Origin of the sequence: Diaphorobacter sp. MNS-0 (genome assembly GCF_019602835.1) — a bacterium.
Lineage (GTDB): Bacteria > Pseudomonadota > Gammaproteobacteria > Burkholderiales > Burkholderiaceae_C > Diaphorobacter > Diaphorobacter nitroreducens.
Map to the genome: position 1 here is coordinate 267,102 of NZ_CP080761.1, position 25,530 is coordinate 292,631.

General features: G+C 64.2%; 28 protein-coding genes and 1 pseudogene. 21 read left to right on the forward strand and 8 right to left on the reverse strand.

Translation table 11 applies throughout. From position 1 onward, the window contains the following. Positions 1-290 precede the first annotated feature (290 nt). The 11 genes from K2L43_RS01210 to K2L43_RS01260 all read left to right on the forward strand — a co-directional run bounded on the left by K2L43_RS01210 (position 291) and on the right by K2L43_RS01260 (position 8,599). The gene (locus K2L43_RS01210; protein WP_220638345.1) at positions 291-506 is read left to right on the forward strand and encodes a phenol hydroxylase subunit; all 216 of its coding nucleotides are present in this window, start codon (positions 291-293) and stop codon (positions 504-506) included. 37 nt (positions 507-543) lie between these two features. Continuing rightward, positions 544-1,536 carry an aromatic/alkene monooxygenase hydroxylase subunit beta gene (locus K2L43_RS01215; RefSeq protein WP_220638346.1) on the forward strand — a complete coding sequence of 331 codons (993 nt, stop codon included), beginning with the start codon at positions 544-546 and terminating at the stop codon, positions 1,534-1,536. A gap of 38 nt (positions 1,537-1,574) precedes the next feature. After that, on the forward strand, positions 1,575-1,844 hold the full coding sequence (locus K2L43_RS01220) for an MmoB/DmpM family protein (RefSeq protein ID WP_196996106.1): 270 nt from the start codon (positions 1,575-1,577) through the stop codon (positions 1,842-1,844). A 40-nt stretch (positions 1,845-1,884) separates the two neighbouring features. Further along, positions 1,885-3,444, forward strand: coding sequence for an aromatic/alkene/methane monooxygenase hydroxylase/oxygenase subunit alpha (locus tag K2L43_RS01225; protein ID WP_220638347.1), 1,560 nt, complete (start codon positions 1,885-1,887; stop codon positions 3,442-3,444). Next, positions 3,441-3,797 carry a phenol hydroxylase subunit P4 gene (locus K2L43_RS01230; RefSeq protein ID WP_024538558.1) on the forward strand — a complete coding sequence of 119 codons (357 nt, stop codon included), beginning with the start codon at positions 3,441-3,443 and terminating at the stop codon, positions 3,795-3,797. Before K2L43_RS01225 ends, K2L43_RS01230 begins: the two co-directional genes overlap by 4 nt. A 54-nt stretch (positions 3,798-3,851) precedes the next feature. Further along, positions 3,852-4,916 (forward strand): NADH:ubiquinone reductase (Na(+)-transporting) subunit F, encoded by a 1,065-nt coding sequence (locus tag K2L43_RS01235; RefSeq protein WP_220638348.1) that lies wholly within the window; start codon positions 3,852-3,854, stop codon positions 4,914-4,916. 17 nt (positions 4,917-4,933) lie between these two features. Further along, positions 4,934-5,284, forward strand: coding sequence for a 2Fe-2S iron-sulfur cluster-binding protein (locus K2L43_RS01240; RefSeq protein WP_047350241.1), 351 nt, complete (start codon positions 4,934-4,936; stop codon positions 5,282-5,284). A 36-nt stretch (positions 5,285-5,320) separates the two neighbouring features. Then, on the forward strand, positions 5,321-6,265 hold the full coding sequence (locus tag K2L43_RS01245; protein ID WP_220638349.1) for a catechol 2,3-dioxygenase: 945 nt from the start codon (positions 5,321-5,323) through the stop codon (positions 6,263-6,265). A 32-nt stretch (positions 6,266-6,297) separates the two neighbouring features. Next, positions 6,298-7,188, forward strand: coding sequence for a transporter (locus tag K2L43_RS01250; RefSeq protein WP_220638350.1), 891 nt, complete (start codon positions 6,298-6,300; stop codon positions 7,186-7,188). Positions 7,189-7,208: 20 nt separating this feature from the next. Beyond that, positions 7,209-7,664, forward strand: a complete 456-nt coding sequence (locus tag K2L43_RS01255; RefSeq protein ID WP_231403478.1) for a heme-binding protein — start codon at positions 7,209-7,211, stop codon at positions 7,662-7,664. A gap of 74 nt (positions 7,665-7,738) precedes the next feature. Continuing rightward, a complete protein-coding gene (locus K2L43_RS01260) occupies positions 7,739-8,599 on the forward strand; it encodes an alpha/beta fold hydrolase (RefSeq protein ID WP_196994577.1) in 861 nt (286 codons plus the stop codon). A 16-nt stretch (positions 8,600-8,615) separates the two neighbouring features. Here K2L43_RS01260 and K2L43_RS01265 read toward each other — a convergent pair whose 3' ends face one another. Further along, a complete protein-coding gene (locus tag K2L43_RS01265; protein ID WP_196994576.1) occupies positions 8,616-9,521 on the reverse strand; it encodes a LysR substrate-binding domain-containing protein in 906 nt (301 codons plus the stop codon). A 171-nt stretch (positions 9,522-9,692) separates the two neighbouring features. Between K2L43_RS01265 and K2L43_RS01270 the strand changes: the two genes are divergently transcribed. From K2L43_RS01270 to K2L43_RS01300, 7 genes are all read left to right on the forward strand, one after another. After that, positions 9,693-11,153 (forward strand): 2-hydroxymuconic semialdehyde dehydrogenase, encoded by a 1,461-nt coding sequence (locus K2L43_RS01270; protein WP_196994575.1) that lies wholly within the window; start codon positions 9,693-9,695, stop codon positions 11,151-11,153. An 82-nt stretch (positions 11,154-11,235) separates the two neighbouring features. Then, a complete protein-coding gene (dmpE, locus tag K2L43_RS01275) occupies positions 11,236-12,018 on the forward strand; it encodes a 2-oxopent-4-enoate hydratase (RefSeq protein ID WP_196994574.1) in 783 nt (260 codons plus the stop codon). A gap of 10 nt (positions 12,019-12,028) precedes the next feature. Beyond that, on the forward strand, positions 12,029-12,937 hold the full coding sequence (locus K2L43_RS01280; protein WP_220638351.1) for an acetaldehyde dehydrogenase (acetylating): 909 nt from the start codon (positions 12,029-12,031) through the stop codon (positions 12,935-12,937). A gap of 157 nt (positions 12,938-13,094) precedes the next feature. After that, positions 13,095-14,123, forward strand: a complete 1,029-nt coding sequence (dmpG, locus tag K2L43_RS01285; RefSeq protein ID WP_047350379.1) for a 4-hydroxy-2-oxovalerate aldolase — start codon at positions 13,095-13,097, stop codon at positions 14,121-14,123. A gap of 14 nt (positions 14,124-14,137) precedes the next feature. Further along, a complete protein-coding gene (gene dmpH, locus K2L43_RS01290) occupies positions 14,138-14,926 on the forward strand; it encodes a 2-oxo-3-hexenedioate decarboxylase (RefSeq protein ID WP_220638352.1) in 789 nt (262 codons plus the stop codon). Between the two features lie 45 nt (positions 14,927-14,971). Beyond that, positions 14,972-15,955, forward strand: a complete 984-nt coding sequence (locus tag K2L43_RS01295; protein WP_135149498.1) for a tripartite tricarboxylate transporter substrate binding protein — start codon at positions 14,972-14,974, stop codon at positions 15,953-15,955. Positions 15,956-15,974: 19 nt separating this feature from the next. After that, positions 15,975-16,166 (forward strand): 2-hydroxymuconate tautomerase, encoded by a 192-nt coding sequence (locus K2L43_RS01300; protein WP_011803693.1) that lies wholly within the window; start codon positions 15,975-15,977, stop codon positions 16,164-16,166. Between the two features lie 75 nt (positions 16,167-16,241). Here the strand turns inward: K2L43_RS01300 and K2L43_RS01305 are convergent, their stop codons facing one another. After that, complete coding sequence (locus K2L43_RS01305; protein ID WP_011803694.1) at positions 16,242-16,880, reverse strand: MBL fold metallo-hydrolase; 639 nt, start codon at positions 16,878-16,880, stop codon at positions 16,242-16,244. 102 nt (positions 16,881-16,982) lie between these two features. Continuing rightward, positions 16,983-17,681 (reverse strand): GntR family transcriptional regulator, encoded by a 699-nt coding sequence (locus K2L43_RS01310; RefSeq protein WP_011803695.1) that lies wholly within the window; start codon positions 17,679-17,681, stop codon positions 16,983-16,985. A 124-nt stretch (positions 17,682-17,805) separates the two neighbouring features. Between K2L43_RS01310 and K2L43_RS01315 the strand changes: the two genes are divergently transcribed. The 3 genes from K2L43_RS01315 to K2L43_RS01325 are packed head-to-tail and all read left to right on the forward strand — an operon-like array spanning position 17,806 to position 20,803. Next, entirely contained in the window at positions 17,806-18,996 is a 1,191-nt protein-coding gene (locus K2L43_RS01315) for an acyl-CoA dehydrogenase family protein (protein WP_220638353.1), read from the forward strand. After that, a complete protein-coding gene (locus tag K2L43_RS01320) occupies positions 18,993-19,766 on the forward strand; it encodes an SDR family NAD(P)-dependent oxidoreductase (RefSeq protein ID WP_047350384.1) in 774 nt (257 codons plus the stop codon). Before K2L43_RS01315 ends, K2L43_RS01320 begins: the two co-directional genes overlap by 4 nt. After that, on the forward strand, positions 19,763-20,803 hold the full coding sequence (locus tag K2L43_RS01325) for a phosphotransferase (protein WP_220638354.1): 1,041 nt from the start codon (positions 19,763-19,765) through the stop codon (positions 20,801-20,803). Before K2L43_RS01320 ends, K2L43_RS01325 begins: the two co-directional genes overlap by 4 nt. Before the next feature lie 104 nt (positions 20,804-20,907). Here K2L43_RS01325 and K2L43_RS01330 read toward each other — a convergent pair. The 5 genes and pseudogenes from K2L43_RS01330 to K2L43_RS01350 form a co-directional block, all read right to left on the reverse strand. Continuing rightward, positions 20,908-21,030 (reverse strand): annotated as a pseudogene (locus K2L43_RS01330) (exodeoxyribonuclease III); the annotation flags it as partial. Between the two features lie 75 nt (positions 21,031-21,105). Beyond that, positions 21,106-21,948, reverse strand: coding sequence for a Bpu10I family restriction endonuclease (locus tag K2L43_RS01335; protein WP_220638355.1), 843 nt, complete (start codon positions 21,946-21,948; stop codon positions 21,106-21,108). Beyond that, positions 21,938-22,771, reverse strand: a complete 834-nt coding sequence (locus K2L43_RS01340; RefSeq protein WP_220638356.1) for a Bpu10I family restriction endonuclease — start codon at positions 22,769-22,771, stop codon at positions 21,938-21,940. The genes K2L43_RS01335 and K2L43_RS01340 overlap by 11 nt, the downstream gene beginning before the upstream one ends. Beyond that, positions 22,771-23,991: a DNA cytosine methyltransferase gene (locus K2L43_RS01345; protein WP_220638357.1), complete on the reverse strand. Its 1,221-nt coding sequence runs from the start codon at positions 23,989-23,991 to the stop codon at positions 22,771-22,773. The genes K2L43_RS01340 and K2L43_RS01345 overlap by 1 nt, the downstream gene beginning before the upstream one ends. Continuing rightward, positions 23,981-25,288 (reverse strand): DNA cytosine methyltransferase, encoded by a 1,308-nt coding sequence (locus tag K2L43_RS01350; RefSeq protein ID WP_220638358.1) that lies wholly within the window; start codon positions 25,286-25,288, stop codon positions 23,981-23,983. Before K2L43_RS01350 ends, K2L43_RS01345 begins: the two co-directional genes overlap by 11 nt. Positions 25,289-25,530: the final 242 nt, after the last annotated feature.

The window sequence follows — 25,530 nt, forward strand, 5'->3', positions numbered from 1 at the left end:
TATCGATAAACAGCGGGTGGTCGTCCATCGGGATCGACCCGGGGAGGTTTTTCATCATTTCATGAACTGGCTGACCCCTGGGTCTCATCAAAACATCATGCTGCTGTGCAGCAATCGCGGCTCCGGGCTGTCCGCGGGTGCCGCAGCCGGCGGCTACCAACCTGCGGGCGGGCCTCTTTGACGCGATTTGCTAGGGATTAACCCTGGATTTATCGATATTTGCGCGCAAAACGCCAGCATTGGCATGGCCCGTGCAAAACAGATGGCGCAAAACCGAACAGGAGACAGCCATGACCTGCACTGCCACCGAGGCGCCCGCCACCACCCCGCAACCCGTCTGCGATCTGTCGCAGCGGTTCGTTCGCGTGCTGGGCCGCCGCGACAACGGCCTTGTCGAGTTTTCGTTCTCGATCGGATGGCCTGAGCTGTCGGTGGAGCTGATGCTCCCCGCACCGGCATTCGAGGCCTTTTGCGCGGCGCACCGCGTGCGCCACCTGGATGACTGAGCCCTGCCCCAACAACCACGACCAGGAGATAAGCCCCATGAACATCGACTTGCAGGCGCGCGAAATTCAGCCGCTGCGCAACACCTTCGCCCGCGTGGCTGCTTACACGGGCGACAAGCCCGCGTCGCGCTACCTTGAAGCCACGCTGGGCATACAGCCCGCCGTGAATTTTCATTACCGCCCGACCTGGGAGCCCGAGTTTGAGCTGTTTGATGCCGCGCGCACCGCAGTCAAGCTGGCCGATTGGGACGCGCTGCGCGACCCGCGCCAGTTCTACTACGCCAACTGGACCATGGCGCGTGCGCGCCAGCAAGAGGCGATGGAGGCCAACTACCAGTTTGTCGAGTCGCGCGGCCTGATCGACAAGATTCCTGACGCGCAGCGCGCCGCAGCCTGCGAGGTGCTCATGCCGCTGCGCCACGCGGCCTGGGGCGCCAACATGAACAATTGCACGATCTGTTCACGCGGTTATGGCACGGCGTTCACTGCACCGGCCATGTTCCATGCCATGGACCATCTGGCGGTTGCGCAGTACCTCACGCGCCTGGGGCTGGCACTGGGCGAGCCCGGCGCACTGGAAGCCGGCAAGAACGACTGGCTGCAGGACCCGCGCTGGCAGGGACTGCGCAAGCTGGTGGAGGACACGCTGGTCGTCAACGACCCGTTCGAGCTGTTTGTGGCGCAGAACCTGGCGCTCGACGGTCTGCTGTACCCACTGATCTACACGCATTTCGTGGACGACCACCTTGCGGTGCAGGGCGGTACGGCGGTGGCCATGCTCACGGCCTTCATGCCCGAATGGCATGACGAGAGCGCACGCTGGGTGGACGCGGTCATCAAAGTGGCCGCCGCCGCATCGGACGACAACCGCGCGCTGATTACCGGCTGGTTCAAGACCTATGCCGACAGTGCGCAGGCCGCGCTGGCGCCGGTGGCAGAGATGGCGCTGGGCGCACAAGGCAGCGCGGCCCTGACTGCCGTGCGCGCGGCGCTGGACGCGCGTGCCCGCAAGTGCGGCCTGGCTGTCTGAAGGAGGTCATCACCATGAACACCCCCAACGCCTCCGTCATCTCCAGCGTCTTCATTGCCTTTCAGGACAACGAAGAGTCCCGCCCCGTTGTGGACGCCATCCTGGCCGACAACGCCGAAGCCGTAGCCACCTATCCGCAGGGGCTCGTGAAGATCAACGCGCCCGGTCGGCTTGTCATTCGGCGCGCAACCATCGAAGAGCAGACCGGGCAGCGCTTCAACCTGCAGCAGCTGCACGTCAACCTCGTCACGCTTTCCGGCTACATCGACGAAGACGACGACGAGTTTTCACTGAGCTGGCAGCACTGAGCCAGCCGGCCGTTTCACCCAACAACCAGGAGATAACACCATGGACGCACCTGCTATCAAGAAGAAATTGGGCCTCAAGGACCGCTACGCCGCCATGACGCGCGGCCTGGCCTGGGATACGACCTACCAGCCCATGGACAAGGTCTTTCCGTTCGACAAGTACGAAGGCATCAAGATCCACGACTGGGATAAATGGGAAGACCCGTTTCGCCTGACCATGGACGCCTACTGGAAATACCAGGGCGAGAAGGAAAAGAAGCTCTATGCCGTGATCGAGGCCTTTGCGCAGAACAATGGCCAGCTGGGTATTTCGGATGCGCGCTATGTGAATGCGATCAAGATCTTCTTCCAGGCCGTGACCCCGATAGAGTACCTCGCGCACCGCGGCTTTGCCCATGTGGGCCGCCACTTCACCGGTGCCGGTGCCCGCGTTGCCGCGCAGATGCAGTCCATTGACGAGCTGCGCCACTGCCAGACCGAAACCCACGCCCTGTCGCACTACAACAAGTATTTCAATGGCCTGCACCAGGCACCCCACATGTTTGACCGTGTGTGGTACCTGTCCGTGCCCAAGTCGTTTTTTGAAGACGCCTCCACCGCAGGGCCGTTCGAGTTCCTCACCGCCGTGAGCTTCTCGTTCGAGTACGTGCTGACCAACCTGCTGTTCGTGCCCTTCATGTCCGGCGCCGCCCACAACGGCGACATGAGCACCGTGACGTTTGGCTTCTCGGCCCAGTCCGACGAATCGCGTCACATGACCCTGGGCATCGAGTGCATCAAGTTCATGCTCGAGCAGGACCCGGCCAACGTGCCGATCGTGCAGAAGTGGATCGACAAGTGGCTCTGGCGCGGCTACCGCCTGCTCACCATCGTCGGGATGATGCAGGACTACATGCTGCCCAAGCGCGTGATGAGCTGGAAGGAAGCGTGGGAGATGTACGGCGAGGAAAACGGCGGCGCCCTGTTCCGCGATCTGGCCCGCTATGGCATCCGCGAACCCAAGGGCTGGAAGGAAGCCTGCGCCGGCAAGGACCACATCACGCACCAGGCCTGGAGCGGCTTCTACAACTACGCGGCCGCCGCCCCGTTCCACACCTGGATTCCCAAGGAAGACGAGCTGAACTGGTTGTCCGAGAAGTACCCCGACACCTTCGACAAGTACTACCGGCCGCGCTTCGAGCATTTCCACGCGCAGCAGCAACAGGGCAAGCGCTTTTACAACAAGACGCTGCCCATGCTGTGCACCATCTGCCAGGTCCCCATGTTCTTTACCGAGCCCGGCGATCCGACCAAGATCTGCTACCGCGAGTCCGACTACCACGGCGACAAGTACCACTTCTGCAGCGACGGTTGCAAAGAAATTTTTGACAACGAGCCCGAGAAATATTCGCAAGCCTGGCTGCCCGTGCACCAGATTTACCAGGGCAACTGCTTCCCCGCGGGCACCGACCCGACGGTGGAGGGCTTTGACCCGATGGCTGCCGTGATGGACTACTACGACCTGAAGGTGGGCCGGGACAACTTCGACTTTGAAGGCTCGGAAGACCAGAAGAACTTTGCCGCCTGGCGTGGTGATGCTGTTCAAGGAGACAAGGCATGAGCGTCGTTGCTGTCAAACCCTACGACTTTCCCGCCCGCGACCGGCGCGAGAACTTCCCCGCACCGCTGCTCTACATCGGCTGGGAGGACCACCTGATGTTTGCATCACCGGTCTGCCTGCCGTTGCCGCCGGATACCCCGTTCGGCGCGCTGGCCCAGGGCGTGCTGCCCGGCGTGTACGGCGAGCACCCCGACTTTGCCAAGATCGACTGGTCCCAGGTCGAGTGGTTCAAGTCCGGCCAGCCGTGGACGCCCGATCCGGCCAAGTCGCTGCAGGCCAATGGCCTTCAGCACAAGGACGCGATCCGTTTTCGCACCCCGGGCCTGACCGGCATCCAGGGTACGTGCAGCTAAGTCCCATTCGGTGAGGGAAGCCCGGGGGCTACCCCCGGGCCCCGCGTCCATGCCATGACCTACCAACTGACCATCGAGCCCTTGGGCGCAACGATTGATGTCGAAGAGGGCCAGACCCTGCTCGACGCCGCGCTGCGCCAGGGCATCTACATTCCCCACGCCTGTGGCCACGGCCTGTGCGGTACCTGCAAGGTGCAGGTTGCCGACGGCGATGTGGACCACGGTGCCGCCAACCCGTTCGCGCTGATGGACTTCGAGCGCGACGAGGGCAAGACGCTGGCCTGCTGCGCCACGCTGCAGTGCGATACGACCATCGAGGCCGACATTGACGAGGAGCCCGACGCCCAAATCATTCCCGTGCGCGACTTCGCGGCCACGGTGGAGCGCATCGAGCGGCTCACGCCCACCATCAAGGCGCTGCACCTGCGGCTGGACAAGCCCATCCGCTTTCAGCCGGGGCAGTATGTGCAGCTGGCGATTCCGGGCCTGGGGCAAAGCCGCGCCTTCTCGATCGCCAACGCGCCGGGCGCAGATGGCGAATGCGCGCAGGTTGAGCTCAACGTGCGCCATGTGCCCGGCGGTGCCGGCACCACCTGGCTGCACGAGCAGCTGCAAGAAGGCGCGCGGCTGCGCCTGGCCGGGCCGTATGGGCGCTTTTTTGTGCGGCGTTCGGCGCGGCTGCCGATGGTGTTCCTGGCGGGCGGCTCGGGGTTGTCGAGCCCGCGCTCCATGATCCATGCGCTGCTTGCTGGCGGCTGCACGGAGCCGGTCACGCTGGTCTATGGCCAGCGCTCGCGCGACGAGCTGTACTACGACGATGAATTTCGCGCACTCGCGCAGCAGCACCCGCAGTTCACCTACGTGCCGTCGTTGTCAGCCGAGCCCGAGGGCTCGGACTGGAGCGGCGCGCGCGGCTTTGTGCATGAGGCCGCGCAGGCGCACTTCCAGGGCAACTTTGCGGGCCACAAGGCTTATCTGTGCGGCCCGCCGCCCATGGTCGAGGCCTGCATTGCCACGCTGATGCAGGGGCGGCTGTTCGAGCGCGACATCTACACCGAGAAGTTCCTCTCGGCCGCCGATGCGCAGGGCGCGCGCAGCCCGCTGTTCAAGCGCGTCTGACGGAGGCCGGCATGTGGATGAGCCAACGACCGACCGTGGATGTGCATGTCGCGCAGACCGGTGACTGCTATGCCTGCGCCACCGACGAAAGCCTGCTCAAGGGCATGCTGCGGCTGGGCCGCAAGGGCATTCCCGTGGGATGCGTCAACGGCGGCTGCGGCGTGTGCAAGGTGCGCATCGTCGAGGGCGGCGTGCAGCCGCTGGGCCCCGTGAGCCGGGCGCATGTCAGCACCGAAGAAGAAGCGCAAGGCTACACGCTGGCCTGCCGCGTGGCGCCCACCCAGGCGGTGTGCCTGGAAGTGGCCGCCCGATTGCGCAAACCGTTTCTGGGCAGTGCCGCCTCGGTGGCGCAACGTCCAGCCAATTGAGTCATTGAAGATTTATCAACCAAGAGGAGACATGAAATGGGTGTACTGAGAATCGGCCACGCGAGCCTGCGGGTCATGGATATCGCTGCTGCCGTCAAGCACTACGAAGAGGTCCTGGGCCTCAAGACCGTCATGAAGGACAGTGCGGGCAACGTCTACCTGAAATGCTGGGACGAGTGGGACAAATACTCCATCATCCTGACCCCCAGCGACCGGGCGGGCCTGAACCACGTTGCCTACAAGGTGGAGAAAGACGAGGATCTGGAGGCGCTGCAGGCACGCATCGAGGCCTGGGGCATCAAGACCACGCTGCTGCCTGAAGGCACGCTGCCCTCCACCGGCCGCATGCTGCAGTTCAACCTGCCCAGCGGCCACGAAATGCGCCTGTACGCCATGAAGGAATACGTGGGCACCGATGTGGGCACTGTCAATCCCGACCCGTGGCCCGACGGTGTCCGGGGCGCGGGCGCGCACTGGCTCGACCACCTGCTGCTGATGTGCGAGATGAACCCCGAGGCCGGCATCAACACCGTGCAGGACAACACGCGTTTCATGAAGGAATGCCTGGACTTCTTCCTGACCGAGCAGGTGCTGGTGGGCCCCCAGGGCGACATGCAGGCCGCCACCTGGATGGCGCGCACGTCCACGCCACACGACATCGCCTTTGTGGGCGGCCCCGTCAGCGGCCTGCACCACATCGCGTTTTTCCTGGATTCGTGGCACGACGTGCTCAAGTCCGCCGACGTCATGGCCAAGAAGAAGGTCAAGATAGATGTGACCCCTACGCGCCACGGCATCACGCGCGGCGAGACCATCTACTTCTTCGACCCCAGCGGCAACCGCAACGAAACCTTTGCCGGACTGGGCTACCTGGCGCAGCCCGACCGCCCAGTGACCACCTGGAGCGAGGACAAGATGGGCAGCGGCATCTTCTATCACACGGGTGATCTGGTGCCGTCCTTCACGGACGTCTATACCTGATCGGGCGCGCATCCATGCACAAGGAACACAGCATGAAAAAACACAGGGTCATTGCCGCGCTTGCCCTGGCAGGCGGTCTGGCCGTCAGCAGCGCGCAGGCCGAGGGGCACTACGTGCCGGGCGTGGAAGGGCTGCAGGGCGCCAGCGTGCCGCCGCCCGGCTTTTACTACCTGGGCTACCTCGTCAACTACAACATTGACGATTTCCGCGCGCCGGGCACCAGCAGCAACCTGCCGGGCCACAACCGGGGCACCGTCACGGCGCTGTCCAACCGTTTTGTGTGGATCTCGCAATACAAGCTGCTGGGCGCCGACTACGGCATGGAGGCCATCGTGCCGGTAATGCGCACCTCGCTCACCATCAACGCGGCGGGCATCTCCGACACCCGCTCGGGCGTGGGCGACGTGTATCTGGGCCCGCTGGTGCTGGGCTGGCATGGCCAGCAATGGGACGCCGTGGCCTCCGCCGGCGTGTGGCTGGACAGCGCCAGCACCAGCCACCCCGCATCGCCGGGCAAGGGCTTCAAAAGCACCATGCTCACGGGTGGCCTGACCTATTACTTCGACAGCGCCAAAACCTGGACCGGGTCGGCCTTGATGCGTTTCGAGCGCAACGGCAAGAACGACGCGGGCCTGCGCCCGGGCAATCAACTCACGATGGAGTGGGGGGTGGGCAAGTCCTTCGGCACCTGGCAGGCGGGGCTGGTGGGCTACAGCCAGTGGCAGACCAGCGAAGACAGCGGGCCGGGCGCCAGCACCCACAAGGCATCGCGCCATGCGCTGGGCGCCGAGGTGGTCTATCCCGTGCCGGGCGCGGGCCTGTTCCTCAAGGGCGCGCTCTACAAGGAACTGCGCGCCGAGGCCGGCACCGGCCCGCAGTCCAAGGGCTCGCTGCTGCGCTTCTCGGTCGTGAAAGCCTTCTGATGGAGGAGCGTATGTCGCAGATGCCGCAGGTATCGCAGATGCCGCACACGGCTTCGGTGCCGCAGCCCGTCATCGACGCTCCGGCCGCGCTGCGCGCCGTGGAGGCCGCGGTGCGGCACGCCACGGCGCTGGGCCTGCGTGTCAACGTGGCCGTGGTCGATGCCGCGGGCCTGCCCGCTGCGTTTGCGCGCATGGCGGGCGCGCCGCTGCACTCCATCGATATTGCCAACGACAAAGCCTATACCGCCGCCAGCTTCGGCCTGCCCACGGGCGCCTGGCACGCGGCGCTGGCCTCGCATTCCGAGGCCGTGCGCCAGGGGCTGGTGCTGCGCCCGCGCTTCGTGGCCTTCGGCGGCGGTTTGCCGATCGTGGAGCACGGGGCGCGCATTGGCGGCATTGGCGTGTCCGGCGGCAGCGAGGCGCAGGACGAGGCCATTGCGCGGGCCGGCCTGCAGGCCCTGGGCCTCGATGCCTGATCTGTCATACCCCGCAAATACCCCCCGCGCATGCGCGCCGCGCGCTCGCGGGGGTTCCACACGAAAGTCGAAAAATGTCTGTCTCTCATCCTGACCAGCCAGTCCGGCACAACCCGGAGGTCGCGCACTCCATCGTGGCGGCCGGCATCCGCACCAACTACCACGACGTGGGCAGCGGCGATCCGGTGCTGCTGATCCATGGCTCCGGCCCGGGTGTGTCGGCCTGGGCCAACTGGCGGCTCGTCATGCCCGCGCTGTCGGAGCGCGCGCGCGTGATCGCGCCCGACATGGCGGGCTTCGGCTTCAGCGAGCGGCCCGAGGGCTTTGCCTACGGCATGGACGCCTGGGTGCGCCAGGCCGTGGGCCTGCTCGATGCGCTGGGCATCGCGCGCGCCGACCTGGTGGGCAACTCGTTCGGCGGCGGGCTGGCGCTGGCGCTGGCCATACGCCACCCCGAGCGCGTGCGCCGCCTGGTGCTGATGGGCAGCGTGGGCGTGCCGTTCACCCTCACCGAGGGGCTGGACGCCGTCTGGGGCTACACCCCCTCGTTCGAGAACATGCGCGCGATCATGGATTTCTTCGCCTGGGATCGCTCCCTGGTGAACGACGAGCTGGCCCAGCTGCGCTACGAGGCCAGCATCCGCCCGGGCTTCCAGGAGTCGTTCGCGGCCATGTTCCCCGCGCCGCGCCAGCGCTGGGTCGATGCCTTGACCAGCCCCGAGCAGGACATCCGCCGCATTGCGCACGAGACCCTGATCGTGCATGGGCGCGAGGATCGGGTGATTCCGCTGTCCACCTCGCTCACGCTGGCCCAATGGATTGAAAAATCGCAGCTGCATGTCTATGGCCGCTGCGGCCACTGGACGCAGATCGAGCACGCGGCGCGCTTTGCCCGCCTGGTCGGCGACTTCCTGGCCGAAGGCGCGGAGGCTTGAGGCCATGCCTGCCTGGCTACGGCTCCACGGCGCCCTGCCGCGCGGCGAAGGATTGCACCACCCGCAAAAAGGCCGCCAGCACCGGCGAGCCGTCATCGGTGCGGTAGAGGCAGCACAGGGCGATGTCGCGCAGCTGGCGCGAGTGCAGCGGCCTGTAGGCCACGCCCGGCAGGCGCAGGCTCATGGCGGACTGGGTGGTGATGCAGCAGCCAAAGCCGCTGGCCACCAGGGCCACGCAGGTCAGCACGTCCTCGACCTCCTGCGCCACCTCCAGCCGCGCGCCCTCGCGCGCGAAGGCGGCGGTCACCTCCTGCGCCAGGCCGGGCAGGGGGGCGTTGGGGTACAGGATCATCGGCACGCCGCTCAGCTCGCGCAGGCCGATCTGGGCGCGCCCGCACAGCGGGTGGGTCTCGGGCAGGCCGACGACCAGCGGCTCGCGCAGCACCACCTGCACGCCCAGGCCGGGCTCGGCCTGCACCAGCCGGTTGAAGCCCACGGCGATGCGGCGCTCGCGCAGCGCCTGCAGCTGCTCGGCCTTGGTCATGTTGTGCAGCTCCAGGCGCACGTCGGGGCGCTGGCGGTGGAAGTCCGCCAGCAGCCGGGGGATGACGTCGAGCACGCCCGAGCCGAAGATGCCCACGTCCAGGCGCCCTATCAGCCCCGCGCCCGCCAGCCGGGTGCGCTCGTCGGCGCGCTGGGCCAGCGACAGGATGTTGGGCACCTCGTCCAGCAGCGTCTGGCCCGCGGCCGTCAGCTCCACGCCCTTGGGCGTGCGCAGGAACAGCGCCGTGCCCAGCTCTTCCTCCAGCGCCCGTATCTGCCGCGTCAGTGGCGGCTGGGCCATGTGCAGCCGCTGCGCCGCGCGCCCGAAGTGCAGCTCCTGGGCCAGGGCCAAAAAGTATTTCATCTGCCGCAAGTCCATGGGCACCCCTGTTTTTCATACCTCGGAGGTATTGATTTCGCAAAATTCGGTATTGGACAGTATGAAGACTGCCGCCTATCGTTGCCCTCATCGCTGCGAGGACAACGTGACGATGGGGCCGGTGCCCGCGTGCAGGCCCGCCCCGCCCACCTGTAGAAAAGAGAGAGTGACATGCTAGCCAAACAGATCCTGAACTTCATCAACGGCGAGTTCGTCGCCACCGGCAAGTGGTTCGACAACCGCACGCCGATTTCCAACGCGGTGATCGGCCAGGTGGCCGAAGCCGGCCAGGCCGAGGTGGACGCCGCCGTGGCCGCCGCGCGCGCCGCGCTCAAGGGCCCGTGGGGCAGCATGACGCTGGCCCAGCGGGTGGAGCTGCTGGAGGCCCTGGTGGCCGAGATCACGCGCCGCTTCGACGAGTTCCTGGAGGCCGAATGCGCCGACACCGGCAAGCCCAGGAGCCTGGCCTCGCACATCGACATTCCGCGCGGCGCCGCCAACTTCAAGGTGTTTGCCGACGTGGTGAAGAACGTGCCCACCGAGTTCTTCGAGATGGCCACGCCCGACGGCCGCGGCGCCATCAACTACGGCTACCGCAAGCCCGTGGGCGTGGTCGGCGTGATCTGCCCCTGGAACCTGCCGCTGCTGCTCATGACCTGGAAGGTCGGCCCGGCGCTGGCCTGCGGCAACACGGTGGTGGTCAAGCCGTCCGAGGAAACGCCGCGCACCGCCGCCCTGCTGGGCGAGGTGATGAACCACGTCGGCATCCCCAAGGGGGTCTATAACGTGGTGCACGGCTTCGGCCCCGGCTCGGCCGGCGAGTTCGTCACCAGCCACCCCGGCATCGACGCCATCACCTTCACCGGCGAGACGCGCACCGGCGAGGTCATCATGAAGGCCGCCGCCAAGGGCGCGCGCCCCGTCAGCCTGGAAATGGGCGGCAAGAACGCCGCCATCGTGTTTGCCGACTGCGACTTTGACGCCGCCATCGAGGGCACGCTGCGCTCGGCCTTCGTCAACTGCGGCCAGGTCTGCCTGGGCACCGAGCGGGTCTATGTCGAGCGCCCGATTTTCGACAAGTTCGTCGCCGCGCTGAAGCAGCAGGTCGAGGGCTGGAAGATCGGCGTGCCCGAGGGCGCCGACACCCAGCTCGGCCCGCTGATCAGCAAGGAGCACCAGGCCAAGGTGCTGTCGTACTACCAGCTGGCGGTGCAGGAGGGCGCCACGGTGGTCACCGGCGGCGGCGTGCCCGACATGCCGGGCGAACTCAAGGACGGCTGCTGGGTGCAGCCCACCATCTGGACTGGCCTGCCCGAGACGGCGCGCGTCATCAAGGAAGAAATCTTCGGCCCCTGCTGCCACATCGCCCCCTTCGACACCGAGGACGAGGTGCTGGCCAAGGCCAACGACAACGAGTACGGCCTGGCCACCGCCATCTGGACGCGCGACCTGTCGCGCGCGCACCGCGTGGCGCAGCGCATGGAGGTCGGCATCTCCTGGGTCAACAGCTGGTTCCTGCGCGACCTGCGCACGCCGTTCGGCGGCTCCAAGCAGTCGGGCATAGGCCGCGAGGGCGGCGTGCACTCGCTGGAGTTCTATACCGAGCTCAAGAACGTGTGTATCAAGCTGTGAGGCAGGAATTTAAGCCAAATCAGCCTCAAGCCCTTATCCATCAAGCGTAAGCAGCTACTTTTTATATAGCAAAACCATGGCCATGAACTCCCAACAGATCGAGCAGCTCGGCGACGAGCTGTACCAGGCCCTCGCGGGCTGCCAGGTGGTGGAGCCTTTGACCACCCGCCACCCCGACATCACCATCGCCGACGCCTACGCCATCCAGCAGCGCATGCTGGCGCGCCGCCTGGACGCCGGCGAGCGCGTGGTGGGCAAAAAGGTCGGCGTCACCAGCCGGGCGGTGATGGACATGCTGGGCGTGTTCCAGCCCGACTTCGGCTGGCTCACCGACGGCATGGTCTTCAACGAAGGCCAGGCCGTTGCCGCCAGCACGCTGATCCAGCCCAAGGCCGAGGGCGAGATCGCCTTTGTGCTGAAGAAAACGCTGCGAGGCCCCGGCGTCACCGCCGCCGACGTGCTGGCCGCCACCGAGGGCGTGATGGCCTGCTTCGAGATCGTTGACTCGCGCATCCGCGACTGGAAGATCAAGATCCAGGACACCGTGGCGGACAACGCATCCTGCGGCGTGTTCGTGCTCGGCGACCGCCTGGTGGACCCGCGCGACGTCGATCTGGGCACCTGCGGCATGGTGCTGGAGAAGAACGGCGACATCGTCGCCACCGGCGCGGGCGCCGCCGCCCTGGGCCACCCGGCGAACGCCGTGGCCTGGCTGGCCAACACCCTGGGCGCGCACGGCATCGCGCTGGAGGCGGGCGAGGTCGTGCTGTCGGGCTCGCTCGGAATCATGGTGCCGGTGCAGGCGGGCGACAACCTGCGCGTGACCATTGGCGGCATCGGCGGCTGCTCCGTCCGTTTTATTTGAGGAAAAAAGTATGACCCGCAAGATCAAATGCGCCCTGATCGGCCCCGGCAACATCGGCACCGACCTGCTGGCCAAGCTGCAGCGCAGCCCCGTGCTGGAGCCCGTGTGGATGGTGGGCATAGACCCTGAATCCGACGGCCTCAAGCGCGCCCGCGAAATGGGCATCAAGACCACCGCCGAGGGTGTCGATGGCCTGGTGCCGCACATGAAGGCCGACGGCGTGCAGATCGTGTTCGACGCCACCAGCGCCTACGTGCACGCCGAGAACTCGCGCAAGGTCAACGCGCAGGGCGCGCTGATGATCGACCTGACCCCCGCCGCCATCGGCCCGTTCTGCGTGCCCCCGGTCAACTTGAAAGAGCATGTCGGCAAGGGCGAGATGAACGTCAACATGGTCACCTGCGGCGGCCAGGCCACCATTCCCATGGTGGCGGCCGTGAGCCGCGTGCAGCCGGTGGCGTATGGCGAAATCGTCGCCACGGTGTCCAGCAAATCCGCCGGCCCCGGCACGCGCAAAAACATCGACGAGTTCACGCGCACCACGGCGGGGGCGATTGAAAAAGTGGGCGGCGCCAGGAAGGGCAAGGCCATCATCATCATCAACCCGGCCGAGCCGCCGCTGATCATGCGCGACACCGTGCACTGCCTGACCGAGGGCGAGCCCGACCGCGAGGCCATCACCGCATCCATCCACGCCATGATCACCGAGGTGCAGAAATACGTGCCCGGCTACAAGCTGGTCAACGGGCCGGTGTTCGACGGTCAGCGCGTCTCGGTCTTCCTGGAGGTCGAGGGCCTGGGCGACTACCTGCCCAAGTACGCGGGCAACCTGGACATCATGACGGCGGCCGCCGCCCGCACGGCGGAGATGTTTGCCGAGGAAATCCTGGCCGGCAAGCTCAGCCTGCAAGCAGCTTGAGGGTATTACTCCCTCTCCCCCGTGGGGGAGAGGGCAGGGGTGAGGGGGTGAACGGGCGCTGCGCCCAAGTCAATAAGCCACCCTCACCCCCGCCCTCTCCCGCCAGCGGGAGAGGGAGTGGATTCCCCCATGTGCCACACCACACGAGGACACTGAAATGACACAGAAAATCACCCTGCACGACATGACGCTGCGCGACGGCATGCACCCCAAGCGCCACCTGATGACGCTGGAGCAGATGAAGTCCGTGGCCCAAGGGCTGGATGCCGCGGGCGTGCCGCTGATTGAAGTGACCCACGGCGACGGCCTGGGCGGCGCGTCGGTCAACTATGGCTTTCCTGCGCACAGCGACGAGGAATACCTGGGCACCGTGATTCCGCTGATGAAGCAGGCCAAGGTCTCTGCGCTGCTGCTGCCGGGCATTGGCACCGTCGATCACCTGAAGATGGCCCACGGCCTGGGCGTGCACACCATCCGTGTGGCCACGCACTGCACCGAGGCCGACGTGAGCGAGCAGCACATCACCATGGCGCGCAAGCTGGACATGGACACGGTGGGCTTTCTGATGATGGCGCACATGAACGACGCGGCCGGTCTGGTCAAGCAGGCCAGGCTGATGGAAGGCTATGGCGCCAACTGCATTTACGTCACCGATTCGGCCGGCTACCTGCTGCCCGATCAGGTGACCGAGCGCATTGCCGCCGTGCGCGCCGCCCTGAAGCCCGAGACCGAGCTGGGCTTTCACGGCCACCACAACCTGGCCATGGGCGTGGCCAACTCCATCGCCGCCATCCAGGCTGGTGCCAACCGCATTGACGCCGCCGCTGCAGGTCTGGGCGCCGGTGCGGGCAACACGCCGCTGGAAGTGCTGGTGGCCGTGCTCGACCGCATGGGCATCGATACCGGCGTGGACGTCTGGAAGATCCAGGACGTGGCCGAAGACCTGGTGGTGCCGCTGATGGACTTCCCCATCCGCATCGACCGCGATGCGCTCACGCTGGGCTACGCCGGCGTGTACGGCAGCTTCCTGCTGTTTGCCAAGCGCGCCGAAAAGAAATACGGCATTCCCGCGCGCGACCTGCTGGTCGAGCTGGGCCGCCGCGGCATGGTCGGCGGCCAGGAAGACATGATCGAAGACACCGCCCTCACCATGGCGCGCGCACGCGGCCTGACCGTCAACGCCTGATTGGAGCTACACCTATGGCACTCGCACAAGACACCATCGCACAGCTGGCCGAGCACCTCGAAAACTGCCAGCTGCAGGCGAAAGACACCCCCAAGATCACCGACGCCCATCCCGACATGGACTGGGACGACGCCTACGCCATCCAGGACGCCATCCTGCAGCGCAAGCTGGCGCGCGGCGCGCGCGTGGTCGGCCTGAAGGCGGGCCTGACCTCGCACGCCAAGATGCAGCAGATGGGCGTGACCGACCCGGTGTTCGGCTTTCTGGTTGACGACTACGCCGTGGCCGAGGGCGCGGCGGTGGACACCAAGGCGCTGATCCACCCCAAGGTCGAGCCCGAGATCGCCTTCGTGCTCAAGCACGCGCTGAAAGGGCCGGGCTGCCACATCGGCGCCGTGCTAGCCGCCACCGACTTCGTCATGCCCGGCATCGAGGTCATCGACAGCCGCTACCGCGACTTCAAGTTCGACCTGAAGAGCGTGGTGGCCGACAACACCTCGGCCGCGCGCTTCGTGGTCGGCGGCCAGCCCATGCGGCCGCAGGATGTCGATCTGCGCACCGTCGGCCTGGTGCTGGAGAAGAACGGCGAGCCCGTGGCCCTGGGCGCGGGCGCGGCCGTGCTCGGCCACCCGGCGGCGGCGATTGCCATGCTGGCCAACCACCTGGGCCGGCGCGGTCAGGAGATTCCGGCCGGCAGCCTGATCCTGTCCGGCGGCGCCACCGAGGCCGTGGCCGTGGCGGCGGGCGACAGCGTGAGCCTGCGCGTGCAGGGCATGGGCAGCGTGTCGCTGCGCTTTGCCTGAGCCTGAGCACCTGGGCCATTCCATAACGACAACCAGAGACAAACCATGCAACGACGCAACTTCATGGCGGCCAGCGCGCTGGCCGCATTCGGCGCCAGCCTGCAGGGCAGCGCCTGGGCGCAATCCGGCTACCCGGCCAAGCCGGTGCGCATGATCGTGCCCTTTCCGCCGGGCGGCCCCACCGACATCATGGGCCGCACGGCCGCCAAGGCCATGGGCGACCGGCTGGGCCAGCAGTTCGTGGTCGAGAACAAGGCCGGGGCGGGCGGCAACATCGGCACCGACGCGGTGGCCAAGGCCGCGCCGGACGGCTACACCCTAGGCATCGCGGCCATCAGCAGCCTGGCCATCTCGCCGTATCTCTATGCCAAGCTGCCCTTCAACGTCGAAAAGGACTTGCAGGCCATCTCGCTGGTCGGCACGACCCCCAACGTCATCGTGGCCAATCCGCGCGCGCCCTTTACCGATCTGGCCGGCATGGTGGCCTATGCCAAGGCCAACCCAGGCAAGTTGCTGTACGCCACCTCCGGCGTGGGCACCGGCAACCACCTGGCGGCGGAGCTGCTGCAAAAGCGCGCCGAAATCGCGCTGACCCATGTGCCCTACAAGGGCTCCAGCCAGATCGTGCCCGACCTGATTTCAGGCAACGTCATGCTGAGCATGGAAAGCTCGCTGGTGACCACCTTCCAGCACATCAAAGCGGGCAAGCTGCGCGCCATTGCCGTGACTTCGCCGCAGCGCGCCCCGGCGCTGCCCGACGTGCCCACGGTGGCCGAGTCCGGTTACCCGGGCTTTGTCGTGGAAAACTGGTTTGGCCTGATAGCACCCGCCGCGATGCCGGCGTCCATGGCCGACCGGCTGGCCCAGGCCTGGGCGGCCGGCACGCAGACGCCCGAGGTGCAGGCGGCCTTCCAGTCCATCCACGCCAATCTGCGCAGCAATACGCCGCAGCAGTTTGCGCAGTTCATCCGCGCCGAGAACGAGCGTTGGAGCCCCCTGATCCGCAGCCTTGGGCTGCAACTTGATTGATTTCCCAGGAGTCACGCACATGCCTTTTGCCCAGATTTACATGCTCGAAGGCCGCACCGAGGAGCAGAAGAAGGCCGTCATCGAAAAGGTGACCCAGGCCCTCGTCGATGCAGTGGGCGCGCCGCCCGCCAACGTGCGCGTCTGGATCCACGATGTTCCCAAGGAAAACTGGGGCATCGCGGGCGTCAGCGCCAAGGAACTGGGACGGTAAGCGCCTTGTAGCCAAAATAGCTTGCAGCGCTTATCCAGCAAGCGTTGCAAGCTATTGAATTAATAGTGGATTGATTCAGGTATTGCCCACGTAGGGGTTGCTGCGCCGCTCGCGCCCAAAGGTGCTTTCCGGCCCGTGGCCGGGAATGAACACCGTCTGGTCGCCCATGGGCCACAGCCTCTGGGTGATGCTGTCTATCAGCTGCTGGTGGTTGCCGCCCGGAAAGTCGGTGCGGCCGATGCTGCCGGCAAACAGCACGTCGCCCACAAAGGCGCGGTCGATCTGCGGCGCGTGGAACACCACATGGCCGGGCGTGTGGCCCGGGCAGTGGCGCACGCTCAAAGACTCATGGCCAATGGCGACGGTGTCGCCGTCATGCAGCCAGCGCGTGGGCGTGAAGGGCTGCGCGGGCGCAAAGCCGAACATGGCGCTTTGCTGCGCCAGGCCGTCGATCCAGTACTGGTCGCCCTCGTGCGGGCCGATGATGGGCAGGTGCAGCCGCTGCGCCAGCTCGCCCGTGCCGCCCGCGTGGTCGATGTGCGCGTGCGTGAGCCAGATGGCCTTCAGGTGCAGGCCCAGGCGCTGCGCTTCGGCCAGCAGCACATCCAGATCGCCGCCGGGGTCGATGACCGCGGCATCCTGGGTCTGGTCGCACCAGACGAGGGAGCAGTTCTGCTGGAACGGGGTGACGGGGACGGTGTGGTATTGCAGCATGCGGCGATTGTCGCGCGGCTGCGGATCGTCGGCGCTGCGGCGCGTTGCTTATTCAAAAACAATAGCTGCCAGCGCTTGTTAAACAAGCGCTGGAGGCATATTTCATGCAAAACGCATGTCGTCCGCCTGCAGCGCGGGTGCGATGGCCTCGCGCACATTGCGCACATGCTGCATGCCGGCGGCGTCGGCCGCGGCTGCGTCACCGGCCAGGATGGCCTGGCACATGGCCTGGTAGTCGCGCATGCGCACCTGCTGCAGCGTGGCGGGGCGGTGCTGGGCATAGACGATGGGCATGTGGATGGAGGGCAGCAGGCGGCGCAGCTCGCGGCTGCCGCTGGTGGCCAGCAGCGCGCGGTACAAGGCGCGTCGGGCGCTGGCAAAGCGGTCTGCATCCTGGCTGCGGTCGGCTTCGTGCAGTTGCTGTAGCGCCGCCTCGATGGGGGCGGGCGGTGCTCCCGCGGCAATCGCCCGCGCCGCGCTGCGCGCCAGCAGGCCGGTCATGCGCTCGGCCACGTCCAATACTTCCAGCGTTTCTTGCGCCGAAAGGCTGCGTATGGCGGCGCCCTTGTTGCGGTGCAAATCGACCAGTCCCTGCGCGGCCAGGCGCTGCAGTGCCTCGCGCACCGACGCGCGGCTGACGCCGAACTGCGCGGCCAGATCCACCTCGACCAGCCGCTGCCCGGGCACCAGGCGCTGCTGCGCCAGCCCCTGCACGATGCCGTGGAACACCGCGTCGGCGGCGGTCACGGGGGCGATTTCGGGAGCGTCGTCAGCGGGCTCGGGCGGCAGGGTGGGCAACATGGGCGGGCGGCAGGAAGGAGGACAAACATTATCACAGCGTGACAGGGCTTGTTTCCAATATTGTCTGACAATATCATCTGCAACGCGCCAGGCGTTCTGGCGCTTCATTTCAAAGAGGCCCTGCATGGACTTTTCCCTCTCCCCCGAGCTGCTCGCCTTGCGCGACAAGGTGCGGCAATTCATCGCCGAACAGGTGATTCCGCTGGAAAACGACGGGCGCCAGTCGCACCACGGCCCCGATGAGGCGCTGCGCAACGAGCTGGTGGCGCGTGCCAGGGCGGCCGGGCTGCTCACGCCCCACGCCTCGCGCGACATGGGCGGGCTGGGGCTGTCGCATGTCGCCAAGGCCGTGGTGTTTGAAGAGGCGGGCTACTCCTGGCTGGGCCCCACGGCGCTCAACATTCACGCGCCGGACGAGGGCAACATCCACCTGATGGAAGAGGTGGCCACGCCCGCGCAAAAAGAGCGCTGGCTGCGCGGCCAGGTGGCCGGCGACTGGCGCTCGTGCTTCGCCATGACCGAGCCCGCGCCGGGCGCGGGGGCGGACCCGTCCATGCTGGACACCACGGCCGTGCGGGATGGCGACGACTACGTGATCAACGGCCGCAAGTGGTTCATCACCGGCGCAGAAGGCGCGCACTACGCCATCGTCATGGCGCGCATGGAGGACGGTTCGGCCACCATGTTCCTGACCGACATGGACAAGCCCGGCATCGTGCTGGAGCGCAACATGGACGCCATGGATGCCTGCTTCACCGGCGGGCACGGTGTGCTGCGTTTCGACAACCTGCGCGTGCCCGCAGCCGATGTGCTGGGCGAGGTGGGCAAGGGCTTTCGCTACGCGCAGGTGCGCCTGGCGCCCGCGCGCCTCACGCACTGCATGCGCTGGCTGGGCCAGGCGCGCCGCGCGCACGATACGGCGCTGGAATACGCGCGCAAGCGCCACGCCTTCGGCAAGCCGCTGGCCGAGCACGAGGGCGTGGGCTACATGCTGGCCGACAACGACATGGACCTGCACACCGCGCGCCTGCACATCTGGCACACCGCATGGATGCTGGACCAGGGCGAGAAGTGCAACTTCGAATCGAGCCGCGCCAAGGTGGTGTGTTCCGAGGCCGAGTGGCGCGTGGTGGACCGCAGCGTGCAGATCCTGGGCGGGCAGGGCGTGACGGGCGAGACGCCGGTGATGCGCATCTTCACCGACATGCGGGCCTTTCGCATCTACGACGGCCCGAGCGAGGTGCACCGCTGGAGCATGGCGCGCAAGCTCGTGCACATGGCCGAGAAGGCCGCCGCAGCCAAGGAGGTGGCATGAGCGATGCATTGACGCCCTTTCGTCTGGACGGCCGCGTGGTGCTGGTCACCGGCGCATCGAGTGGCCTGGGCCAGCATTTCGCGCGGCTGCTGGCTTCGGTAGGCGCTCGCGTAGCCGTCGCCGCGCGCCGGGCCGACAAGCTGCAGGGCGTGGTGGATGACATCGCCGCCGCGGGCGGCGAGGCGCGGGCGTTCACGCTGGACGTGACGGACGCCGCCAGCGTGCGCGCGTGCCTGGACGCCGTGGGCGCCTGGGGCGTGCCCGATGTGGTCATCAACAACGCGGGCGTCACGGTGACGCGCCCGCTGCTGGAGCAGACCGAAGAAGACTTCGACCAGGTGCTGGACACCAACCTCAAGGGTTGCTGGCTAGTCGCCACCGAGGCGGCGCGCCGCATGGTGGCCGCGGGCAAGGGCGGCGCGATCGTCAATGTGGCTTCCATCCTGGGCGAGCGCGTGGCGGGCGGCGTGGCGCCGTATGCAATCTCCAAGGCCGGCGTGGTCCAGGCCACCAAGGCCATGGCGCTGGAGCTGGCGCGCCACCGCATCCGCGTGAACGCGCTGCTGCCCGGCTACGTGGTGACCGACCTGAACCGCGACTTCCTCACCAGCGAGGCGGGCGACAAGCTGCGCAGCCGCATCCCCAGCCGGCGCTTTGGCGAGCTGACGGACCTGGACGGGCCGCTGCTGTTGCTGGCGTCCGACGCCGGCGCCGCCATGTCGGGCGCCACGGTGGCGGTCGACGGCGCGCACCTGGTGAGTTCGCTATGAGCGGCGCGTCCACTTCTTTGCCGCTGGACGCGCTGGGCGACTACCTGCGCGCGCAGGGCCTGGCGGGCACGGGGCCGCTCGCGGCCACGGTACTGGCGGGCGGGCAGTCCAACCCCACCTTTCGCATCACCACGGCGGAAGGCCGCAACTACGTGCTGCGCAAGAAGCCCCCGGGGGCGCTGATCGCATCGGCCCACGCCATCGACCGCGAGTACCGCGTGATGCGCGCGCTGCAGGACACGGCCGTGCCCGTGCCGCGCATGCTGGCCTATTGCGACGATGCGGCGCTGCTGGGCACGCCGTTCTACGTGATGGAGTTTCTGCAGGGCCGCGTGCTCATGGACCAGTCGCTGCCCGGCATGGACCCGGCCCAGCGCACCGCCATCTACCGCGAGATGAACCGCGTGATTGCCGCGCTGCACGCCGTGGACTACGCCGCCGTGGGCCTGGCCGACTACGGCAAACCTGGCAACTACGTGGGCCGCCAGGTCGCGCGCTGGTCGCGCCAGTGCCGCGAGGCCACGGTGCCCGTCACGCCGGCGATGGAGCGGCTCATGGACTGGCTGCCCCAGCACCTGCCGCAGGACGACGAGACCACGCTGGTGCATGGCGACTACCGCCTGGACAACCTCGTGTTCCACCCCAGCGAGCCGCGCGTGATCGGCGTGCTGGACTGGGAACTGTCCACGCTGGGCCACCCGCTGGCCGACCTGGCCTACCAGTGCATGGCCTGGCGCATCCCGCCCACCCTGTGGCGCGGCATCGGCGGGCTCGATCTCGCGGCGCTGGGCATCCCTCAGGAAAGCGAGTACGTGGGCTGGTACGAGCAGGCCACCGGACGCCAGGCGGCGGAGCACTGGGATTTCTACCTGGCCTACAACCTGTTCCGCATGGCGGCCATCCTGCACGGCATCGCCCAGCGGGCGCAGGACGGCAATGCCGCGGCCGCCGATGCGGTGGAAACAGGCGCCAAGGCCGGACCGCTGGCCGAACTGGGCTGGGAGGCGGCGCAGCGTTACATGGCCGGGCGCCAGTAAGCAGGTCGCTGTGAAAATAGAAGCTGTTCGCGCTGGATATGTAAGCTTTTCCATGCGAAAGCGCACGGAAAACGCCGAACACCCGGCGCGAATAGCTCCTGAATTCAGAGCGACAGCTCGTACCCGACGGTGATGGGCGCGTGGTCGCTGAACTTCTGCGCCTTGTAGATTTCCTCGGTACGCGCGAGCGCCGCGATGGCGGGCGTCGCCAGGTGGTAGTCAATGCGACAAAAAACCTGCATTAGGCGTAGTAAGCTATGCGCTTTCTACCCCCTGGCTGCCTCCCGCGTTAGACCATTTCGTCATCTGGGAACGTTGAAGGCCTTACCGACTGTGAGCGCAGACTGCGGGTCCCACCATACGCGTGTCAGGTGTCGTTGCACCTGCCGGTAAATATCGACCACGAGAGACGCGTCAATAGGCTTGGGTATGAAATTCTCAGCCAAACGTTCAGAGTTCCGTTGCTTCCTCAAAACATAGATCTCGTCGATTCGTGACATCTCTGGCGCGGCATCATCCATCTTAAGGAACTCAGCAACTACGAAATAGAGGCAATACGGTGTGGCCTTCTTGACCTTCTCAGCTGTGCCGCTGCATTCATCAAGCATATTTCTCTCAAGATACCGCTTGCATTCAATTGCCACAGCAGGAATCACGACCACATCGTTCTGAGCTTGCTCAGAACCGGGGACCTTCATAGTCAACTCTAGGCAAGATCCAATCACGAAGTCGTGGTCCTTGCGCCGTATCGTGTACGCCGGATGTGAAACAAGCTCGCTGAGCGACCTGGGATTAAATGCTAGATCGATAAACCCCGACTCTGGTCGGCGTAATAGTGCAAGCTTAAATTCTGAGTCTAGCTGGCAGAAGAGATATTCAAAAAACTCCTCCAGAATCGAAGGCTGAAGTACCTCCTGCGCACTGTTCGGTCGCGCATCGAGCACTGGTTCAACGGCATCCTTGTATGCATTTAGCAGACTAACAAGTTCTACGATTTCTTCATCTGAACGACCGCGAATGTTCAGAGACGCACTACGCCATTTCTCATAGTGAGGAAGTAAGGGGCGAAGCTCTGCAGACCGTTCGGCCTTTCTATAAAGCTTGCTTCCGTGAACGTAGGTTTGTGGTTCAAGGTTATCTGACACTGATTAACTTTCCAACATCGAGGCGGTCGTACACATGACCCATGGTTGAACTAGCCTTTTTCACGATTTCGACGACATCGGCCTGAAGCTGCACAAAGACGTCTGCCTCAAGTGGCTTCTTCTCGCGCCTTGCCTGACTACGAACTTGCTTTCGCAGCGTGTAGATCTCATCTATCGAACCAGACGCATAGTTCTGCTCGAGCGAAAAATCAATGGTCTCCGTGATTAGGAAGTACTTCGAAGTTGGAAAAGTCCTTTTCAACCTCTCGGCGGAGAAATCCAGCCCATTCAACTTGTTAATGTCGATGTTGGTCTTAACTTCCATCGCAATCAAGGGAACGAGAAACTCCTCCTCTCCATCACGTCGAATAATCTTCTCTCTCCGAAGCCCAAGACATAAGTCTTGATTCTTTCGTCGGACATCCCATCCACCGCCGACACTGCCTGAAAGCGAAACCTCAACAATTGAGTCGCGAGTTGAAAACATTGGTGGCAAGTCTTTTGCTGCCAGTGATATGCCCAATAATCTATAGATGAACTCTGGCAGGATGCTCGCTGCAAAGTCGCTGCGCCAATTGAAGCGACTGTATTGTTTCTCGACTTCTTTGGCAAAATCGAGGTACACACCCACGGCAACTACTGCATCTTCCAAATCGCCGGCTGAAATCTTGTCAGGCAAAAGCGAAGCTAGATATTCGTTGTATTTGGCATCAATTTGCTGGCAGAGCGCCTGATGTTCCGCGTCTGCGCTCAGTCGCCATTTTTGCAATAGGTTATTCCTGTGCGACAGGAGTGCATCTTCGGGTTCAAATCGCTGCGGCATTATGCTGACTCTTCAATTAGAGGTAAAGCGGTAAATCTCCTATCTTGGTCTTGTGTTTCTGGAAAAGACAAGAGAGATCGCAGCTGCAAACCAATCGCCCGACCCAAGCGAGGCGGTACGGAGTTGCCTATTTGGTTGTATTGACTAAGAAAGTCCTCATGCTCTCGCCCGTATTTTTTGAGGAACCCACTACTCATTTGGGTTCTTTTCCCGCAAAAGTAATAAGTATCTGGGTAACTCATGAGGCGCGCGGCTTCTCGCGCTGTTAGGTTGCGCGGCTGAAATGGATGAACGTATGTGGATTGAAAGTTTGCGGTAATGCACAGAGAGGGCTCACAAGCAATCAACCTTTGATTGTTTGACTTGTAAATTGTTACCGGACCTTCGCCATCGCGTCCTGCAGTACGGCCAAGGTCATATCCCTTGGAACCTTGCGGCAGCGCCGTGAATCTCTCAACAAGCCGGGGCGTATGCTTCATTGCAATGTGGTTGGCGACCCCGGAGGACTGAGCGCGAATTTCTCGCTGATAGTCGTTAGCTGGCTCGTGAGCATATGGAACAAACTCGTCCACACCCTCAGAAGCTCGAAGAGAGGGGAGGTCACTTATTGCATCCCATGTTGAGATGAATGGCTCTGCGGAGATTGTCGCTTCGGCACTGTGTGTGGCGATTGGGAACGGTGAACTGGGGAAACCAATTCGGGATCCCACAACAAAAATTCGACGTCTTAGCGAAGGCACCCCGTATTCTGTGGCCTGAAGGACCCGGGCATCGAACTCATACCCAAGTCGATTGAGTTCCACCTTAAGGTAACTCATCACTGGGTTGCCTGGCTTGATGTGCCCTGTACGAAATCCGCTAACGTTCTCGATTAAGACGACCTTGGGCTCCACTGCTTCAACAACGCGAATGAATTCCTCAACCAGATTATTCTGCTCCTTGATGTGCCCGTACTGCCGTTTACCCGAAACAGAAAAACCTTGACACGGAGGCCCTCCGGCGATCAGGTCAACCCCCCCCTTAAAGCGTTCTCGCAGGTAGCCACTATCTAGAGACCGAATATCCGCTTGTATAACTTCAACGCCTAGGTGATTGCGACGATATGTATCTGCGGCCCACTGATCAATCTCAACCGCAGCTACTATTTCGCAGCCGGCTTGAGAGAGGCCGAGTGATAAGCCCCCACATCCAGCAAATAGATCGAGTACCTTAGGCTGCACGTTTGAGGGCTTTCTTGTAGTAGTTCTGGAGAGCGTCTAGCGCTGCTTGCCCGATAGCTTGACCCAGCCTAGGCGGAACCGCATTTCCAATCTGAGCTCGTTGATCTAGGAAAATGTCGTCAACGTAGCCCTTCTTGGCAGAGAGCTTCTTACTCAAGACTGCTCGTTTTCCTCTCGCGACGAACCAGTCAGGGAAAGACTGGATTCGCATCATCTCTCGCACTGTAAAATTGCGGTGCAAATAGGGGTGGATAAAGTTCGAGTGAGAAGATGCGACAATCGCGTTGCAAGGTTCATCCGGCCTTTGGCGTCGGCTATTTTGGTCGTAAACAACCCCGGAGATTTCGCCTGACCCACCCCTCCTTCGAGGCCGTAGATGGTCAGGGACGTCGGCCTCCGATTGTCCATATCCGATAGCCGCAAACCGCTCCACTATCCGCTTCGTGTGGCGCATCGGTTCGTGGTTCTCTAGCACTACCGTTTCCCTTTCGCGCATCTCCTCCTGATACGAGTTGCTTGGTGGGTTGCGATAAAGTAAAGTGGGCACCTCATCGTCAGCGCAAATTTGAGGCAAATCGGAGATGGCATCCCAAAGCGTAACACGACGTTGCAGGCTGGATTCGGTATGAAAGAGGTCACTCTGCTCCGCCCGTCCGTAGTTCGTGTGCGTCGCCGATGGCCACTCGAAATCAAGACCCTGGAGCTCCTCTTTTATCGCCACAATGAATAAGCGTTCACGAACCTGAGGGACACCAAAGTCCGCCGCGTTGAGCACTCTCCATTTTGCGACGTACCCAATCTCAAGGAAAGCGCTTTCAATAGCTGAGATAGCTGGTAATCCGGAGCTCATCTTTGTTCGAAGAAGCCCTGGTACGTTCTCGATGATACAAATCGACGGCTGAATTACTCGCGCAAAACGCACGAAATCTTTGAATAGAGAGTTCCTTGGGTCCTTGCTATCTCGCTTGGCTGTATTTGCATGGGAGAAACCCTGGCACGGGGGGCCACCAACAATCAGATCAATCGGACATGTCATAAGTTGACGAATCTCAGATTCCTCAATCGACTGAATGTCGCGCACATGCATCTTGATACTTGGATGATTGGCGCGGAAGGTCTCGGCTGCCCACTTGTCCTGCTCTACGGCGAAGACACCCTTAAAACCTGCGCGCTCTAAGCCCAGGGACAAGCCACCGGCCCCAGCAAAAAGATCAATGTAGTTGTATTGCTTCACTTCAAGCTGCTCGTCTAGTTCTTTTTGCAGATTACGTGTATCCGAACGTGCAAGCTTACCCACTAGGGGAACCTAGAGCTCGGCGTGACCGTGTCGACGGACTTCACCTGACGCCCCGACCGCTCACAGGTGGAACACCCCCATGCGTAGCTGCATGCGATTGCTCCGGCTCCGGAATTTGCACCGCACTTCCGAAGAGCGCTGGCTGGTGAACGTCGCCGCAATAGGCTTCAGCGCTACGAATGAACCAGTCCTTCAGGGTACTGCCTGATAGCGCAAGAGCAGAGTAAAGCTCCCGCTTGAGC

Coding starts and splice junctions, on each gene's coding strand:
- K2L43_RS01210 (WP_220638345.1), top strand. CDS start 291: ATGACCTGCACTGCCACCGAGGCGCCCGCCACCACCCCGCAACCCGTC.
- K2L43_RS01215 (WP_220638346.1), top strand. CDS start 544: ATGAACATCGACTTGCAGGCGCGCGAAATTCAGCCGCTGCGCAACACC.
- K2L43_RS01225 (WP_220638347.1), top strand. CDS start 1,885: ATGGACGCACCTGCTATCAAGAAGAAATTGGGCCTCAAGGACCGCTAC.
- K2L43_RS01230 (WP_024538558.1), top strand. CDS start 3,441: ATGAGCGTCGTTGCTGTCAAACCCTACGACTTTCCCGCCCGCGACCGG.
- K2L43_RS01235 (WP_220638348.1), top strand. CDS start 3,852: ATGACCTACCAACTGACCATCGAGCCCTTGGGCGCAACGATTGATGTC.
- K2L43_RS01240 (WP_047350241.1), top strand. CDS start 4,934: ATGAGCCAACGACCGACCGTGGATGTGCATGTCGCGCAGACCGGTGAC.
- K2L43_RS01245 (WP_220638349.1), top strand. CDS start 5,321: ATGGGTGTACTGAGAATCGGCCACGCGAGCCTGCGGGTCATGGATATC.
- K2L43_RS01250 (WP_220638350.1), top strand. CDS start 6,298: ATGAAAAAACACAGGGTCATTGCCGCGCTTGCCCTGGCAGGCGGTCTG.
- K2L43_RS01255 (WP_231403478.1), top strand. CDS start 7,209: ATGCCGCAGGTATCGCAGATGCCGCACACGGCTTCGGTGCCGCAGCCC.
- K2L43_RS01260 (WP_196994577.1), top strand. CDS start 7,739: ATGTCTGTCTCTCATCCTGACCAGCCAGTCCGGCACAACCCGGAGGTC.
- K2L43_RS01265 (WP_196994576.1), bottom strand. CDS start 9,521: ATGGACTTGCGGCAGATGAAATACTTTTTGGCCCTGGCCCAGGAGCTG.
- K2L43_RS01270 (WP_196994575.1), top strand. CDS start 9,693: ATGCTAGCCAAACAGATCCTGAACTTCATCAACGGCGAGTTCGTCGCC.
- dmpE (WP_196994574.1), top strand. CDS start 11,236: ATGAACTCCCAACAGATCGAGCAGCTCGGCGACGAGCTGTACCAGGCC.
- K2L43_RS01280 (WP_220638351.1), top strand. CDS start 12,029: ATGACCCGCAAGATCAAATGCGCCCTGATCGGCCCCGGCAACATCGGC.
- dmpG (WP_047350379.1), top strand. CDS start 13,095: ATGACACAGAAAATCACCCTGCACGACATGACGCTGCGCGACGGCATG.
- dmpH (WP_220638352.1), top strand. CDS start 14,138: ATGGCACTCGCACAAGACACCATCGCACAGCTGGCCGAGCACCTCGAA.
- K2L43_RS01295 (WP_135149498.1), top strand. CDS start 14,972: ATGCAACGACGCAACTTCATGGCGGCCAGCGCGCTGGCCGCATTCGGC.
- K2L43_RS01300 (WP_011803693.1), top strand. CDS start 15,975: ATGCCTTTTGCCCAGATTTACATGCTCGAAGGCCGCACCGAGGAGCAG.
- K2L43_RS01305 (WP_011803694.1), bottom strand. CDS start 16,880: ATGCTGCAATACCACACCGTCCCCGTCACCCCGTTCCAGCAGAACTGC.
- K2L43_RS01310 (WP_011803695.1), bottom strand. CDS start 17,681: ATGTTGCCCACCCTGCCGCCCGAGCCCGCTGACGACGCTCCCGAAATC.
- K2L43_RS01315 (WP_220638353.1), top strand. CDS start 17,806: ATGGACTTTTCCCTCTCCCCCGAGCTGCTCGCCTTGCGCGACAAGGTG.
- K2L43_RS01320 (WP_047350384.1), top strand. CDS start 18,993: ATGAGCGATGCATTGACGCCCTTTCGTCTGGACGGCCGCGTGGTGCTG.
- K2L43_RS01325 (WP_220638354.1), top strand. CDS start 19,763: ATGAGCGGCGCGTCCACTTCTTTGCCGCTGGACGCGCTGGGCGACTAC.
- K2L43_RS01340 (WP_220638356.1), bottom strand. CDS start 22,771: ATGCCGCAGCGATTTGAACCCGAAGATGCACTCCTGTCGCACAGGAAT.